This is a genomic window from Paenibacillus sp. RC67, assembly GCF_030020805.1.
In the GTDB taxonomy this organism is placed as follows: Bacteria; Bacillota; Bacilli; order Paenibacillales; family NBRC-103111; genus Paenibacillus_S.
In genome coordinates this window covers 4,153,261-4,170,230 of the sequence record NZ_CP125098.1, presented here as the reverse complement: position 1 = coordinate 4,170,230, position 16,970 = coordinate 4,153,261, and the positions used below count along the sequence as shown (strand labels likewise).

Sequence of the window (16,970 nt, the reverse complement as noted above, 5' to 3'; positions counted from 1 at the left end):
CGTTAAACCTAAGAATGAAGAGACGGAATTGGAGGTTTGAGCATGAAAGTGGGATGCAATAGGTGGAGGCTGCTTCTGTCCTTGATCATCTTATGTACTGCGCTGCTGCCTGCGACAGCGGAAGCAGCAGTGAAATACTCCACCTTTACCAAGGATAATAATCAAAATCTCATATGGCTTCAACCGGCGTACTATCCTATAGGGGTGATCGGACAGGATCTATATGTCGCTGATCCTAACAATGCAGCAGTGAAGACCAAATCGTCAATGCAAACTCCGAAAGATATTTTTATCGATACGAAGAATGAGATTTATATTGCCGATACAGGCAACAACCGGATTGTTCAAATGAATGAGAAGGGACAACTGATCCGTTATCTTACGGTGCCGGAAAGTCCGCTTGTTAAGCCCGAAGGGGTATTTGTAACGATGGACGGAGATATCTTTATTGCGGACACAGGTAATAAAAGAGTGCTCGAGCTGGACATGAATGGCAAACTGAAAAAAGAATTTAAACGGCCCGATTCTCGTTACATCCCGGACACATTCGTATTTGATCCCTCGAAAGTGATGGTTGACGAGCGAGGGTTTCTCTATATAGCAGTGCATGGTGGTTATGAAGGATTAGTGCTGCTCGATCCTATAGGTAAGTTTCAAGGATTTTTCGGAGCCAACAAAACAGCCCTTTCGGCATTGGACGCTATGAAGCGATGGTTGTATACGAAGGAAATGTATGCCAACGAGGTAGCCAAAAAGCCGGAGACGATCAACAGCGTCGCAACGGATAAAAACGGCTATATTTATACAGTGACCGGCGGTACGGCAAAGTCAGATCAATTAAAGAAGTTAAATATTAAAGGGGAGAATTTGCTGCGCAGCTCCCAGAAATCATTCGGTGAATATCGGTCCATGGATGCGGCAGCAGCCCCTTCTGCCAAAGGCTACGTCAATACACCGCAGTTGACCGATGTGGCCGTTGACCAGGTTGGTAATATGATTGTGATTGATCAGCAGTTCAAATATATTAGCCACTATGATTCTTCCGGTAATCTGCTCTATTTCTGGGGAGGCCCTTCGGCGGTCGGGTCCTCACAAGTAGGTCTTTTGAAAAGTCCGGTAGCATTGGACGTGAATTCAAGAAACGAACTGTTCGTTCTTGATGATCAAGAAAATATCGTTCAAGTGTTTCGTTTATCCGAATTTGGTCAAAAGGTTAACCAAGCTAATCAGCAAACGCTTGCAGGATATTATGAAGCCAGTGAAAAACCGTGGCAGGATGTGCTTCGCATGAATGCTCAGTTTACCCCAGCCCTGTTAGGCCTTGCTAAAGCCGCTTTTAAAAAGGAACGGTTCGAAGAGGCCAAAAACCTGTTCAAGGAAGCAGGCGATCATGAAGGCTACTCGGAAGCCTTTTGGCAAATTAGAATGAAGTTTTTTCAAAAGTACTTTTCCTGGATAGCCAGTATCGTTTTCTTCGGTGCTATTCTGTTTGTTCTTGTTGATAAATGGACGGCCAAAAGCAAGCTTCGCAATAAGCTGCGCGGCAGACGCAGGTCGAAAAATCAATTTATACAGAATCTGAAGCATGCCATGTACATTTTGAAACATCCGGTCGATGGATTTACGGCTGTTCGCTATGAGGGCAAAGGCAGTTATGTAACAGCTATTCTCATCATGCTAGGTGTGTATTTGGCCCTAGTATTCAAGGAATATTTCACGAGTTTCTCATTTAATATGGCAACACGTGTCGATGTTTACTCAATCTTCACTCAGTTTTTTATTGTATGGATAACATGGATCCTTGCTAATTACCTTGTCAGTTCCATCTATCGGGGAGAGGGGCGCTTCAGGGATATCTTTATCGGCAGCGCTTATGCACTGGTTCCGTACATTATTGTGGGCGTACCGCTTGCTTTCATCTCGAATGTGATGACGTTATCCGAATCGTCCATTTATAACTTTATAGCAGATGGAATCGTCGTTTGGATCGGACTGTTGATGTTTTGGAAAATTCAGTGGGTACATAACTACAGTGTCGGGGAGAGCGTGCTCAATATTTTCCTAACCCTCTGTACAATGATCGTTATTGGAGTATTAATTTTTATTACGACGGGTTTGACGAATGATTTGGCTTCATTAATATTTGAAATGGTTCAGGAGGTGCTTTTGAGATGATATGGCTCAGCAAAATCAATAAATCTACCGCCATTGTGACCGTTCTGATCTTGGCAGCCGTCCTGATTTTTGCAACCAATGCGAAATTTGAATTGCGTGCGGAGAGGAAGGGACCTTCTGCTTTACCACAGCAAAATGAATCGGCAGCTTCTCAAAAAGGGGCAATTGCCCAGCTTCCCAAAGATAGTGATTTCAAGAGCATCGCGGAGACCGATGTATTGCGTTTAAAGGTGGATGAGAAGTCAGGCCACTTCATGGTGGAAGACAAACGAAACAACAATGTATACCGTTCTTATCCGAATCCGGAAGTTTGGCCACAGGAGAAGATTTCGGAAAACTGGAAAAAGCATCTGGCTTCGCCACTTATGGTTCAATACGTTGATTTTTCCAAAAGCATATTGCAACCGAAGGAGACGAATATTGCTGCGGAAGGAGGAAAGGTGAAGGAAGTCCAAACGATTCCTGGAGGCTTTTCTTTAACCTATGAATTGCCTGAATCCGGCTTCACCATCCCGATTGAAGTCAAAATCGAACAAGACTATATTGAAACTAAAATTGTGAGAGAAGGTATCAAGGAAACGAAAATGGGTCTTGTCTGGGTAAGGCTGTTTCCGTTCTTCGGTGCTGAATATTCGGCAGGACAAGATGGATATATGTTCATACCGGATGGCGCAGGAGCTTTAATCCGTTTTAAGGATAACCAGTTGAATGTCAATAAGCTGTATGATGAAAGCGTATACGGGCCTGACAATACATTCACTGGTTTAAGCAATAACCGGAATAAAATTATCATGCCTATATTCGGGATGAAAACGGGCTCCAAAGGATTTCTAGCCGTGCTTCAGGATGGTGAAGAATATGCCAATATCGTGGCCGCTCCATCAGGAGTATTAAGCAATTACAATTGGATCACGACGACGATGAACTTCCGCTCCAGCTTCCTCCAGTTTACAAGCAGAAACTCGCCTGACGAATGGGGCTTTATCGATTATAACAAAAATGAATTGTTCGGCAGTGACCGAGTTGTACGCTATTACATTCTGGACCGTCAACAGACGGATTATGTGGGCATGGCCCAAAAATATCGTGAATATTTGATGAAAGAAAAAGGGATAAAACCTCTTGAAGCCGAGAATACGAATATCCCCATGCACGTCGATGTCATCGGAGGTGACAGTGAGAAGGGGCTTGTCACCGATCGATATATTAACTTGACTAATACAAATGACGTCAACCAAATGATCAATTCGATGTCTGACAAGGGTGTAGGCAACATGTCGATTACATACATGGGTTGGCAGCAGAACGGTTATAGTGCTTTTGGTCAATCGCTACCTGTCGATAAGCGGATTGGCGGAGATAAAGGAATGAAATCGCTCATTGATAACGCGCACAGCAAAGGGTTTCCGGTTTATTTGGACACCGAATTTGGCCTTAACAACACAGGTGCTGGAGGATTCGATGAAAAGTTCAATGCCGTTGTTAATCTTGCAGGCCGCAAGCTTACGCTGAATTCGTTATACAACAACTCCCGAGTGCCGGTGGTTAGTGATAAATACATTGAAGAATCAGTAAAGAAGGATTTGAGCAAATATAAGGAGCTGGGCGTTGATGGACTTGCCGTCAACCGGATCGGGCAAAGGCTGTTTAGCGACTACAATACGTCGTTCGGTTCCCACCGTGATGAAGCCAGAGATGTTCAGGAACGTGTATTAAAGAACATCAAGGATGGTTTGGGCGGTGTTCAAGGCAATAAATCGAGCTTTTTCGCGCTGCCTGATGTCAATCATATTCAGAATATGGTATATGACCACTCCTATGATTTATTCACGGATGAAGCGGTTCCGTTTGCACAGATTGCGGCTCATGGGTTAATAACCTATTCCTCGGAATATGCGAACAACAGGCAAGAGGATATCAACGATTTCTTGCGTGATATTGAATATGGTGCAGTACCGTCTTTCATATTTAGTCGGGCTGAGACCAAAGAGTTCGTGAATGCTTATGGCATAAGATACTACAATACCCATTTTACCGATTGGGAGTCCTTTGCTGTAGAGCAGTATAAACAGTACAACGAAGCACTAGGGGACGTGCAAAATCAGTTCATAGTGGATCATAAAACGTTGGCTCCAAATATTAAGGAAACCTCATATGCTAACGGGAAACGGATTATCGTCAACTATAGCCTGAATCCGTACCAAGACGGAAAGACTATAATTCCAGCACAAAACTTTGCTGTCATTCGAGGGGGGGCAAACGGATGAAAACGAAACTGCGAATGCGAGCATCCCTAATCGATTATGTGGAGGGTATGATTTTCATTGCCCCATGGTTTCTAGGCTTTCTTGTATTTATGGCTTTCCCGATAGGCTATTCCTTATTTATGAGCTTTCAGAAGGTAACGATCACCGCTTCGAAAACGACAACGCAGTTCGTTGGCGTAGCTCACTATCGGCATATATTATTCGAAGACGGGGATAAGCTGTATAACCAACTTTTGCCGTTTTTGAGACAGGCTTTGTTTATGATTCCGATTATTGTCATTTTCGCTCTGCTGATAGCTATCATCTTGAATCAAAAGTTTGCCGGAAGAACGTTTTTCCGCGCTATTTTTTTCCTTCCGGTTATCCTATCGACAGGAGAGGTCGTTAAGGAGTTTCTGACACAAGGCGAAGGCGACTTGGGGTTCATGTCGAAGTACAATGTCTCAGGACTTATTAAAGCTAACTTGTCAGACACATGGTCCGGGCCGCTCATTGGTGTTCTTGATTCGTTCGTACTGATACTGTGGTATTCGGGGGTTCAGATCCTGATCTTCCTCGGAGGGAGACAAACGATTTCCAATTCGGCTTATGAAGCAGCGAGAATTGACGGAGCAGGACCGTGGGAAACATTCTGGAAAATTACGCTTCCAGCCATGACTCCATTTATATTCCTGAATATGATCTACACGGTAGTCGATTTATTCACATTTCCAACCAATCCGATTCTGCAGAAGGTTAGAGAGAGCGAGTACGGTGAGTACAGTGCTCTAATTTGGATTTATTTCATCATCATCAGCTTTTTCTTGGCCATCATTTTCTATATTTTTAGCAAAGCGACTAAGTCGCAAAGAGATACTAATTAGTACCTTTATAAAACAACTGCCTAAGGGGTGAAGCTTGTGATCGGCTTAAGAACGAAGAAAGGCCAAGAGCCCGCGTTGCTTTCATGGTTATCCAATATCCGATATGGGATCATTGGCAGGGAAGCGGATAAAGGATTGCTGTTCCGATGTTTCATTTATTTAATACTACTGGATACGGCATATATATATTTGAAGCCTGTACTGCATATGGTGACCACTATGGTCAAGAATGCCGATGATCTGCTCGATCCTGCGGTAAATTGGTTTCCAAGGATCGTGTACCTTGGAAACCTGCAGGATGCTTGGGAGTGGCTTAAGTATCCGAAAGCACTAAGCATCAGCTTGACGCTTGCACTTTCAGTAGCTATATTACAGACCTTGTCATGCGCTATAACCGGCTATGCTTTTGCTAGATTGAAAGTGCCTTTCAAAAATTTGATGTTCTTTTTCCTGCTGCTGACCTTTATTGTGCCAATGCAGGTTACGATTTTGCCGAATATTATTTATGCCCGAGAGCTGGGACTGCTAAATACGATTTATCCGATCATCGTTCCTGCTTTTTTCGGTTTAGGCTTGAAGGGTGCGCTATTCGTTATTATTTATCGCCAATTCTTCTCGACCCAGCCGAAGGAGCTGGAGGAAGCAGCGCGAATTGATGGGGCCAGTGTATACAAAATCTTTTATAAAGTGATGATGCCGCTTGCGAAGCCTGCGATATTGGTCGTGTTTCTGTTTTCCTTCATCTGGACTTGGAACGACTTTTATTTGCCGAGCATGTACTTGGCTGACATCGAAACCGCGCCTTTATCCATGGGTATTTCTCGCATCGCTTCGGCGCTTAAACAGCAGGCGGAGGTATACGGGCCTTCAGTAACCGATGAATCCATACGCATGGCGACTACTTTCTTAATGATCATCCCTCCGATGATCTTATATACATTCACGCAACGCTGGTTTATTGAAGGTGTGGAAAGAACCGGCTTGGTGGAATAGGCCTTAATTGAATTGAATTGGAGGTTACGAAAAAATGAAGCGTTGGTTGGCATTGCTTATGGCAATGATGATGGCTGTGTCTATAATGGCCTGCTCCGCGCAGGGAGGGTCGGGGAACGCCCAGGTTAGCGCTAATGCGGCAGCAAATGCCAAGAAGGTGCTGCTGATTCGAAAAAAAGAGGGAGGAGGAGATCCATTCCTTATCAACCATTTGAAAAAGCAGGGATATCAGGTCATGGACATCGTGGACGCCGATTTCACATTGGAGAAGGCCAAGGGATATGGCGTGATATACGTAAGCGAATCCATTAATTCTTCCAAAATTGATTCGAAGCTGAAAAGTTCAACGGTACCTTTGGTTGTCGCCAAAAACCAGGTTGCAAGTGAGGTCGGCTTGGTCGGGGCACAGCAATTCGGTCAGAATGAAGGGGTCAGGACCGTCCATATTCTGGATGGCAAACATCCGTTAGCAGCCGGACTAAAGGATACCGTAGCTATTTATAAAGAGGATGGCAAAATCTCCTACGGGCTCCATCCGGGTAAGGAAGCAGTCACCATCGCCGAATACCCTGCCAGTGGCGACAATAAGAAAATCATGATTTTTGGATACGAGAAAGGCTCTAAAAACATAAATAATGAAGCGGTTCTCGCAAGACAAGTCTATTTCTCGATGCCTACCGGAGAGGAAGAGAAGCTAACGGATAATGGTTGGAAGCTTTTTGATGCGGCCATCGATTGGGCTGCTGCAAACGGGGCGAAATAACTTACCTTTTTTTGAAATCCTAATTTTGAGGAGGTAGCTGGATGAAGCGTGTACTGGGAATGATAGCAGCTATGGCTATGGTAATTACCTTAATGGCTTGCAATGCCACATCTGTCGGCACGAAGGATGTCGGTAACAAAGTGCTGTTCGTTGGAAAAGACGGTGGTGGAGATGCAATAACCATTAAACGCTTGAAAGAAGTACATGGTTTGGATGTTATGGTTGTCATCGATAAGGAGCTTACGGCTGATCATGCCAAAGGACAATCGTTAATCTACGTCAGTGAATCGGTCAATTCCAATAAAATACAGGATAAATTCGTCAATGTCCCTGTGCCTGTAATTTATGCTGAGCCTCAATCGACCAGCGATACAGGGATGACGGAAACGGAAGGATATGGAGCTCTTACGGGAGCGAACGCAGCCAAGACCATTCAGATCAAGGATAGCCAGCATCAGTTGGCGGCAGGGCTGCAGAATAAGGTGGATGTATACCAGGATAATGGGAAAATGGGATACGCCATTCCCGGTAAAGAAGCCATCGTCGTGGCTACGGTGCCGAATGAGGATCAGAAGTCAACCATTTTTGCCTATGAAAAGGGCGCTAAAAATGCAAAAGGAAATTCGGTTGCCGCACGTGAAGTTTACTTCTACATGTTCAATGGAGAAGAGATCAATCAGACAGAGGCGGGCTGGAAGCTATTTGATGCAGCAGTGAAATGGGCATTAGGGAAAAAGTAGCTCCTGCCAGGGAGGTTAATAGGATGAAACGTATCGCAACCGTAATTTCAATGATCGTGGTCGTCATGCTTGTGACGGCTTGCACAGCTTCTACGGCTACTCAGGCACCTGCCATCAAGAAAGCCCTGTTCGTGGGCAGGGAAGGAGGAGGGGATGCCATCGCGGTTAAGCATTTGAAGTCACTTGGCTACGAGGTATTCGTAACGGCGGACAAAGAGCTTACGGCAGAACAAGCGCTGAAGTATACTTTAGTCTTTGTGAGCTCTACAGTGAATTCCAATAAGGTAGGCAACAAGCTGAAGAATTCTCCCATTCCTGTTATTTATGCAGAAGCTCAAAACATGGGCGATATTGATTTGTCTGGCAAGGAGTCGGATGTGGATCAAGGCGATTTTGCGGGTACATCCGTTACGATCAAAAAGGCCGATCATCCGATGGCGGCGGGTTTACAAGGAACGGTGAACGTCTATCAGTCAGAGGGCAAGATCGGTTTCGTCGTTCCTGCGAAAGATGGTATCGTAGTAGCTTCTGCACCTGATGATGAAAGAAGAGCGGTGATTTGTGCTTTTGAGAAAGGCTCCAAAACATTAAGCAATGAATCGGTTCCAGCAAGGCAAGTATACTTTTATCTGGTCGGCGGTGAGGAAATCAATCAAACTGATGACGGGTGGAAGTTGTTCGATGCAGCCGTCCAATGGGCTACGTCTAGCAAGTAATAGGGAAGGCCTCTCCTTAACGGGAAGAGGCTTTTTTCACTACAACAACCTACATCGTGTTCGCTCGGCTTTGAGTGTTCAAGAAGGGAAACTTGATACCGATTCGAAGAAAAGATGCAATAAACAACCTATAAAAATGGAATCTCCCCCAATGAATGCAATCCCGTTTCGTAATAAAGTAAAAGTACATCCTGTAAGTCATTTTCAACGGCGGCCGTTCACGATTTATTTTCAAAGCGTTTTCATGACTGCTCGATCTTTGCAATTTTCATGTCACGCAGATTTCAACAAGGGAGGTCGATCCTATCCTATTCCAATCTTCGTTAGCCAAAGGGTTATACCTAATATCATATAATGGGCAAAAATAAAGGAGGTCCAACCGAGGAATGAAAAAGTTATTGAAATCTTCATTTATCATCGCTTCAACCGTTTCCTTGCTAGCAGGCTGTACAGGTTCACCTGCTAATCCCGTAGAGGAACCGCAGGCGAAAAACACGCCTAAATCACCTGATAATGAGCTTTTCATCTATACGGTATATCCTGCTTTTTATGCAAAAGAGGAAGTATTCGATAAGCAAATCGGCCAGTATTTAAAGAAAAAGTTCCCCGATATCACCATTAAGCACGTTCACTGGGATAAAGGAAGAGACTATAAGGATTTAATCGCAGCAGGCACGATTCCTGATATTATCATCGATAACGCACGTATGAATCTCCAAAGATACATTCTGAAAAATGATCTTCAGTATGATATGACGGAGCTTATCAAAAAGTACAATTTCGATACGAGCAAGCTGAATCCGGCAGCTATGGCACAGATGAAGAATGTGACTCCTGAAGGGAAGATTTACGGCCTGCCGTTCCAGTTGAGCGATTTGGTTCTCTTTTACAACAAAGATATCTTTGATAAATTCGGTGTCGATTATCCTAAGGACGGGATGACCTACGATGAAATCTATGAAATTGCCAAGAAGCTGACTCGTGTTGAAGGAGAAAATACATACAAGGGCTATCAACAGCATCCTGGTTTGTACATGACCTATAATCAGCGGTCTGCTTCTCCTCTAAGCTTGACGGAAGATAAGGCTGAGCTCAATACACCTGAATGGAAGAAGCTGGTGGACAACTTGAGAAGGTTCTACGAAATCCCAGCCAACCAGTTTACTTCGGTTGACGATTTCCCTAAAGGGAAAATGGCGATGAGCGTCCACGTATCGGAAAAAATTATCCAATGGTATGAGCAAAACAAAAACTTGAATTTTGATATCGCTTCTATGCCATCTTTCGGCGATTTACCTAATACAAAAGCTCAACCGAACATGTACTCCGCCTATATCACGAAGCAATCGTCCAAGAAGGATATGGCATTCCAGGTGATTTCTTATCTTCTCTCTGAAGAAATGCAAACCGAGCTCTCGAAGGAAGGGATAATCGGCCCACTGGAGAGCAAAACGGTTCAAGAAGCGTTCGGGAAAAACCTGCCTCAAATGCAAGGGAAACATACGCAAGCGATATTTGCTAGCAAGAACGCAATGCCGCCTGCGGCGCGCGCTAACGGCTTGACTTATATTGACGTTCCCGCACATATCGTCTTTCAGCCATTGATTTTCGGAGAATCGAAGGACTCCGTAACAGCACTTCGGATGGTTGAAGAACAGACGACTAAGGGGATTCAGACCGAGAAGGCAGCGAATAAATAAAATAGGCATAATGAAAACCTGAATAAACAAACCTCCAGAAGAACGATGTAAGTGAGGCTGGGGGTTTTGGTTTTTTCAAAAGAATAAGAAAGTCAAAATTAAAGGGGGAAACCGATTCATGAAGCGTATTCTCGGCTTGTTCGTCATTGCTTTAATGGTTCTATCCATTATGGCGTGTTCTACTTCTAAAGATAATGCTTCCGACAATCCATTGAAGGGGGTTGCAACACCCGCGCCACAGAATTCATCGACGCCTACACCTGCAGCACCAAAGCCTGCGGAAACGAAGGCTCCTGAAGCCTCGCCCAAGCCAGAGGAAGTGAAGACGCCTGCGGAAACGCCAAAACCGGCTGAAACCCAAGCGCCATCAGCAACCAAAGCTCCTGAAGAAAAGCCAAAGGCTGAGGAACCAAAAGCAGAACCGCCTAAGGCAGCGGAAACAGCAGCGCCTGCAACCAAAGCACCTGATCCAACCCCTGCGCCGGAAAAACCGGAAGTGTCTGCAAGCGGTAAGAAGCTGCTTATGGTAGGCAGAGAAAATGCCCCAGAGGATCAATTTGTAGCCGACAGATTGAAGGCTCTCGGATTTAAGGTTACCGCAATGGCGGACAGAGATTTCAAGGTGGATGAAACGAAAGGCTATGATTTGCTTTATTTCAGCCAAACTACAAATTCCAAAATACTGAAGGAAGGTATCATGAAGGAGGTTGCGATACCAACCGTCTATGTGAAAAATCATGGTATGTTTTATCTAGGTTTATCGTCTATAGAGGAAAATGCCAATGTGTTTAATGTTCAATCCATCGATATTGTAGATGGCAAACATAAGGTAGCGGGTGGCTTATCGGGTACAGTGGATATTTATAAAGATACAAATTCCAAAATCGGGATCGGCTATGGTCTGCCTGGCAAGGAGGCCAAAGTGATAGCAACCGCTCCTGGAGATAAAGACAAAGCGGCTATTTATTACTATGACAAAGGCTCCAAAGCCGATAACGGTAATGAAGTGAAGGCGCGCATTTCATTCTTCTTTTTGAATAACGGTCTACAGGAAAATACAACGGATAACGGATGGAAACTTTTGGATAACCTGACTTTATGGACGCTGCAAAACGGATAGATTGCAAACGAAAATAGGGAGGATATTAAAAGATCATGAACAAAAAGGGTTTGAGAACTGCATTATTTACTACTTCGATAGCATTGTTAGCAGGATGTACGTCATTACCCGCAGGTGAAGAAAAAACAACTACACCCAAATCTTCACCCAATGAATTGTTTATATATACGGTTTATCCCGCCTATTTTGCAAAGGAAGAGAACTTTGATAAGCAGATCGGTCAATATTTGAAAAAGAAGTTTCCGGATATAACCATTAAGCATGTTCACTGGGATAAAGGTCGCGACTATAAGGATTTGATTGCTGCAGGTACGATTCCAGACATCATTATCGATAACACTCGTATGAATGTGCAGAGATATATTTTTGACAACGATCTGCAATATGACATCGGAGATTTAATTAAAAAATATAACTTCGATACGAGCAAGCTGAACCCTGCTCATGTGGCACAGATGAAGAATTTGTCTCCAGAAGGTACATTATATGGGCTGCCGTTCAATAATAATGATTTCCTTCTGTTCTACAACAAGGATATCTTCGATAAATTTGGTGTGGATTATCCGAAGGACGGCATGACGTACGATGAGATTTATGAGCTCGCTAAGAAGCTGACCCGTGTTGAAGGCGAGACGACTTACAAAGGTTTCTCACAAAACCCTGGTCATTATATGAATTACAATCAGTTGTCTCTATCCCCACTTAGCTTGAAGGAAGATAAAGCAAGCTTGAATACTCCGGAATGGAAAAAGATTGTAGACAATATGAGACGCTTCTACGACATTCCTGCTAATCAATTCGATACGGTCGAAGTGTTCGCATCGAAAGGAAATATCGCCATGGCTGTCGCAACCGTAGATCATCTGGTTTCATTCCATGAGCAAAATAAAAATTTAAACTTCGATGTCGTTTCCGTTCCGTCCTTCAACGAATCACCGAATACGAGATACCAGCCAAATCTATATTCCATGTATATTACGAAGCAATCGACGAAGAAGGATCTTGCCTTCCAAGCAATGGCCGCCATACTGTCCGAGGAGCATCAGGTCGATTTGGCTAAGGAAGGTGTTATCGTTCCTATGGAGTCCAAAGCGGTGCAAGAGGCATTTGGGCAAAACCTGCCGCAAATGCGTGGGAAGAACACAAAAGCGATCTTTAATGGCAAAACAGCGATGCCTCCGGCAGCACGTGGTGCAGGTCTTCTCTGGTATGATGTCCCAATGCAAAATGTTTTCGCTCCGCTCATTTTTAAAGAATCCAAAGATTCTGTAACGGCACTGAGGATGATTGAAGAGCAATCTACCAAAGCGATCGAAACCAACAAGGCAGCCAAGACGGAGCTCGAGAAGGCAGCGAAAAAATAATAATTATCACAATATAAAGGCACCCTCATTTAGTAGCACATTACATTGAGGGTTGCTTTTCTTTTTAAAAAGGAGGTTTTTCGAATGAAGAACGTTATAAAGAAATCGGTGCTAGTTGTTTCAACACTCTTCTTGATTTCAGGCTGCAAGTCAACTGCTGTTGGAACTATTGAAACGGTGACTCCTTCTTCGCCGGATAATGAACTGTTGATATACACGGTATGGCCTGCTTCTTATGCTAAGGAAGAGATATTCCAAAAGCAGATCGGCCAACCGCTTCAAAAGAAGTTTCCAGATCTGAAAATTAAGCATATCCACTGGGATAACCCTGGGCGTCAGTATAAGGATCTTATTGCGGCAGGTACCATTCCTGATATCATCATGGATGATTCCCATTTGAATTTAAATCGATATATCATCGACAATGACCTTCAATACGACATGAGAGAGCTGATCAAAAAGTATAATTTCGATACCGAAAAGCTGAATAAGCCATCGATGGATAGAATGAAGAATATTACCAAGGAGGGGGCTATTTATGGTCTCCCATTTCAGATTGGGGATTTTCACCTCTTTTACAATAAAGACATCTTTGACAAATTTGGTGTGGACTATCCTAAGGATGGCATGACGTATGACGAGGCTTATGAATTAGCTAAGAAGCTGACTCGCGTAGACGGGGAAATTACGTATAAAGGATATTCGCAGAATCCTGGCCATTATATGAACTATAATCAGCTATCTCTGAATCCATTGCACCCTACGGAGAACAAGGCGAATTTAAGTACGGATGGTTGGAAGAAGCTGGTTGACAATATGAGGCGTTTCTATGAAATTCCAGCCAACCAATTTGATACAGTGGAAGATTTCTCGAAGGGCAACATCGCCATGGCTGTCGCTTCTGCAGATCGAATTGTGAAATTCTATGAAGACAACAAGAATTTGAATTTTGATATTGCTGCGGTTCCGTTTTTCAATGATTTGCCGGATACAAGATACCAACCAAACGTCACATCAATGTATATTACGAAACAATCAACGAAGAAGGATCAGGCTTTCCAGGTCATTTCCTATTTGCTAAGCGAAGAGGCTCAAATCGAGTTGTCCAAGGAAGGCATTGTCGGACCGGTGCAAACTCAGGCAGTTAAAGAAGCATTCGGCAAAAATCTACCACAGCTGAAGGGGAAGCATACGGAGTCCATCTTTTACGGTAAATATGCTGATGCCACACCAGCTCGCGCCCCAGGTTTAACTTACCATCTTGTCAATACGCAAGGCGTGTTCGCGCCGTTGATTTTCTTGGAGTCCAAAGATACGGTGACAGCGCTGAGAATGACGGAGGAGAGGGAGAGCAAAGCGATCTTAGCCGAGAAAGCAGCTAAGGATGAGCTTAGTAAAGCAGCCAACAAGTAAGCGTTGTATCTATCTAGGAATAATAAACCTATAATCATGCAATTAAGCGCCTATAATGTATTTGTCGTTTCGTATTATTTTTAAAGAGTACAATCTCTATCCATTTTTGAAACCATACTCTATCGTGGAGGTGTCGTCCGGACAAACATCAGAATCAAGTTAAGAATGTAGTGAACTGCCATCATTAAAATTAGGAAGGTGCGTTGAATGAAAAAAATATTCTCTTCTTTATTATGTCTCCTCCTTTTATCGTTAACTGTGCTTCCGTTTGCTTTTGCAGCAACTGCAGACACCCCATCTGCCGTCAAAAGTGTAGATGATTTCAAAGACTTAAAGGATCTTCCTCAAGATCAGAAGAGCAAGTTCGATGAGTTGATCCGTGGAGGTGTTTTTAGCGGATTAACGGATGATACGTTCGGCTTGGATTCCAAGATGGATCGTGCGCAATTCGCCAAGGTAGCGGCAATTATCTTTTCGCTGCCTACAGATAAAACGCTTACAAAACCGTCGTTTGCCGATGTTGGCACGGATCATTGGTCCTTCACTTTTGTGGAAGCACTGAAAAAAGCCGAATTAACTAACGGTTATGATTCGACGGGTACAACTTATAATCCATCCGGCGAAGTATCTCGGCAGGAGCTTGCAACGTTTTTAATCCGTGGACTTGGGCTAGATGATGCTGCGAAGAAAGCCACACCAGTGACAGATAGCACAGTAGACGATTGGGCTAAAGGCTACGTCGCACTAGCGCTTGAGAAGAATATTATGGCGAAGCAGGACGATGGCACATTCGGGGGCAAAGCATCTGCTACCCGCAAGATGCTTGTACTAGCAAGCTATGAATCGAAAAAGCTGTTTGAAGGAAAGGGTAGTTCTACAACTACGCCGACTCCAACACCTGCACCAACGACAACGTCTGAGCCAAAGAAAGAGAATCCGGCAACACCGGCGACGAATCCGGAACCTTCATCTTCAACGGCTACGAAAGTATCTGCTAAAGGCAAGAAAGCGATCGTTACAAGTGACATTAGATCTGGGCAAACGACAATGGCTGATGATGAGAAGCCTATTGTCAGCCGTTTGCAATCTTTAGGCTTTGAAGTCACACGTCTTCCAAGTGCTAAAATAGCACCGGAAGCTTTTGAAGGCTACGACCTTATCGTTATCGGTTCATCAACAAACTCCAAGTATGTCAAGAAAAAGCTGAAAGATCTCCCTATACCGATTATTTACAACAAACTGATTTCGTTTGGCGATGCTGATTTCTCCTCCGTTTCTGAAAAAACGAATATCGATAAACAATTGAAAATTACGATTACAAAGTCTGATCACCCACTAGCTGCTGGTTTAAAGGGAGATGTGCAGATTTACTATGAACCGGATGGTATCGGATATTCCAAGCCGAGCGACGATGCTATCATTATTGCAACAGCCGCAGGCGATTCTTCTAAACCTGTTATTGCTGCTTATGAGAAAGGTTCGAAAAATATCCTAGGAGAACCTGTAGCTGCCCGTACCGTAACTTTCGGTTCAAATTCATCCTCCATGAAGGAAAATGCTACTAACGAATTGTGGAAGCTGTTCGATGCACAAGCATTGTGGGCCATCCAAAATCCATAGATATTACTTAATGATGAAACTCCAGCTTACGTGCTGGAGTTTTTTTGCATCCATCGGCAGATGAAACAAATAACCTATAAAAATGAAATGAATCACCTAAATTCAGACAACGTTTTCATAGTAAGGTGGTGATAACAAAATTTCTAACGATTCCGTGTCATTTGCAGCCACGTGTGTCACTGGGGGATGGTCAAGATGTCAAAGCGGATTGCTGTTCAATTTATCATCGCGATTAGTATCTCTGGTATGCTGATGCCCCTTACCGGATGCTCATTACTGCCTGTTGAAGAAGAGGAGCTTGCCCCGCCGCTTGTCGAGCCTGTCAAAGAAACGATAAATATCTTTGAAGCCAAACGTGAGGACATTGTGAAGCAAATCAGCGGGGTTGCCACTTTTGCCTCGGATAAGACGGATTACCTGTATTACAAAACCTCCGCAGGGAAGCTGATATCGATCAACGTAAAGATTGGAGATAAAGTGAAAGCCGGCGATCTCATCGCATCCACGGAAACTGGCGAGCTTGAAACGAAAATAAGAGTACAGGAAATTGCAATTGAAAAGGCCAAGATATCGCTGGTGCAGGAAGTAGCCGATAAAGGATTGGATAACCCTTCGGTACAGTTGAAAATGCTCGATATGGAGAGCGCGCAGATCCAGTTGAAATCACTACAGACCCAGCTTGAAAATTCCAAGCTCACAGCCAAGTCTGATGGGTTCGTCACCTTCGTCGATTCCATCAAACCTGGCGAAGAGGTAGCTGCCTACAAGCAAATGGTGACGCTTTCCGATCCTACGCAGATGAAGCTAATTTATACGGCTGCCAGCCAGAACGATCTTGGTGGAGTAGAAAATAATATGAATGTGACGGTAAAAATTAAAGACAAGATTTATTCAGGCAAGGTCATTCAAACACCGTTAACTGCCGCTCCAAGCGATAATAAAACAGTTCAGGATAAAAACAATAAATCTTTGGTTATTGATGTAAAAGGAGCTTTGCCTGAAGAAGTAACCATTGGTTCTCAAGCCGACATTACCATTGTGACGGAAAAAAGAGAACAGGTCATTGTAATTCCGAGAGCCGGATTGCGCAGCTATATGGGGCGTGATTATGTTCAGGTGCTGGAAGGAGAAAGTCGTAAAGAAGTTGATGTTGAGAAAGGAATCGTAGCAGCAACGGAAGTGGAAATACGTAAAGGTATAAATGAGGGACAGAAAATTATTTTAGCCAACTAGGAG

Annotated in this window: 13 protein-coding genes; all 13 read left to right on the top strand. The window is 43.8% G+C overall.

The window, feature by feature from the left end:
- Positions 1 to 42: 42 nt before the first annotated feature.
- The 13 genes from QMA13_RS19010 to QMA13_RS18950 all read left to right on the top strand — a co-directional run bounded on the left by QMA13_RS19010 (position 43) and on the right by QMA13_RS18950 (position 16,967).
- On the top strand, positions 43 to 2,175 hold the full coding sequence (locus QMA13_RS19010) for a YIP1 family protein (protein WP_282935333.1): 2,133 nt from the start codon (positions 43 to 45) through the stop codon (positions 2,173 to 2,175).
- Positions 2,172 to 4,442 (top strand): DUF5696 domain-containing protein, encoded by a 2,271-nt coding sequence (locus QMA13_RS19005; protein WP_282935332.1) that lies wholly within the window; start codon positions 2,172 to 2,174, stop codon positions 4,440 to 4,442. The genes QMA13_RS19010 and QMA13_RS19005 overlap by 4 nt, the downstream gene beginning before the upstream one ends.
- Positions 4,439 to 5,305, top strand: a complete 867-nt coding sequence (locus QMA13_RS19000; RefSeq protein ID WP_282935331.1) for a carbohydrate ABC transporter permease — start codon at positions 4,439 to 4,441, stop codon at positions 5,303 to 5,305. The genes QMA13_RS19005 and QMA13_RS19000 overlap by 4 nt, the downstream gene beginning before the upstream one ends.
- Positions 5,306 to 5,332: 27 nt before the next feature.
- Positions 5,333 to 6,298 (top strand): carbohydrate ABC transporter permease, encoded by a 966-nt coding sequence (locus tag QMA13_RS18995; protein WP_481857995.1) that lies wholly within the window; start codon positions 5,333 to 5,335, stop codon positions 6,296 to 6,298.
- A gap of 34 nt (positions 6,299 to 6,332) precedes the next feature.
- Complete coding sequence (locus QMA13_RS18990) at positions 6,333 to 7,061, top strand: hypothetical protein (RefSeq protein WP_282935329.1); 729 nt, start codon at positions 6,333 to 6,335, stop codon at positions 7,059 to 7,061.
- Positions 7,062 to 7,102: 41 nt separating this feature from the next.
- Positions 7,103 to 7,801 carry a hypothetical protein gene (locus QMA13_RS18985; protein WP_282935328.1) on the top strand — a complete coding sequence of 233 codons (699 nt, stop codon included), beginning with the start codon at positions 7,103 to 7,105 and terminating at the stop codon, positions 7,799 to 7,801.
- A 23-nt stretch (positions 7,802 to 7,824) separates the two neighbouring features.
- Positions 7,825 to 8,517 (top strand): hypothetical protein, encoded by a 693-nt coding sequence (locus tag QMA13_RS18980; protein ID WP_282935327.1) that lies wholly within the window; start codon positions 7,825 to 7,827, stop codon positions 8,515 to 8,517.
- Between the two features lie 386 nt (positions 8,518 to 8,903).
- Positions 8,904 to 10,217, top strand: a complete 1,314-nt coding sequence (locus QMA13_RS18975; RefSeq protein ID WP_282935326.1) for an ABC transporter substrate-binding protein — start codon at positions 8,904 to 8,906, stop codon at positions 10,215 to 10,217.
- A 118-nt stretch (positions 10,218 to 10,335) separates the two neighbouring features.
- Positions 10,336 to 11,337, top strand: coding sequence for a hypothetical protein (locus tag QMA13_RS18970; RefSeq protein ID WP_282935325.1), 1,002 nt, complete (start codon positions 10,336 to 10,338; stop codon positions 11,335 to 11,337).
- A 35-nt stretch (positions 11,338 to 11,372) separates the two neighbouring features.
- Positions 11,373 to 12,701: an ABC transporter substrate-binding protein gene (locus QMA13_RS18965; protein WP_282935324.1), complete on the top strand. Its 1,329-nt coding sequence runs from the start codon at positions 11,373 to 11,375 to the stop codon at positions 12,699 to 12,701.
- Between the two features lie 84 nt (positions 12,702 to 12,785).
- A complete protein-coding gene (locus tag QMA13_RS18960) occupies positions 12,786 to 14,114 on the top strand; it encodes an ABC transporter substrate-binding protein (RefSeq protein ID WP_282935323.1) in 1,329 nt (442 codons plus the stop codon).
- A gap of 207 nt (positions 14,115 to 14,321) precedes the next feature.
- Positions 14,322 to 15,734, top strand: coding sequence for an S-layer homology domain-containing protein (locus QMA13_RS18955; RefSeq protein ID WP_282935322.1), 1,413 nt, complete (start codon positions 14,322 to 14,324; stop codon positions 15,732 to 15,734).
- A 195-nt stretch (positions 15,735 to 15,929) separates the two neighbouring features.
- On the top strand, positions 15,930 to 16,967 hold the full coding sequence (locus QMA13_RS18950) for an efflux RND transporter periplasmic adaptor subunit (RefSeq protein ID WP_282935321.1): 1,038 nt from the start codon (positions 15,930 to 15,932) through the stop codon (positions 16,965 to 16,967).
- The last annotated feature ends 3 nt before the right edge of the window (positions 16,968 to 16,970 follow it).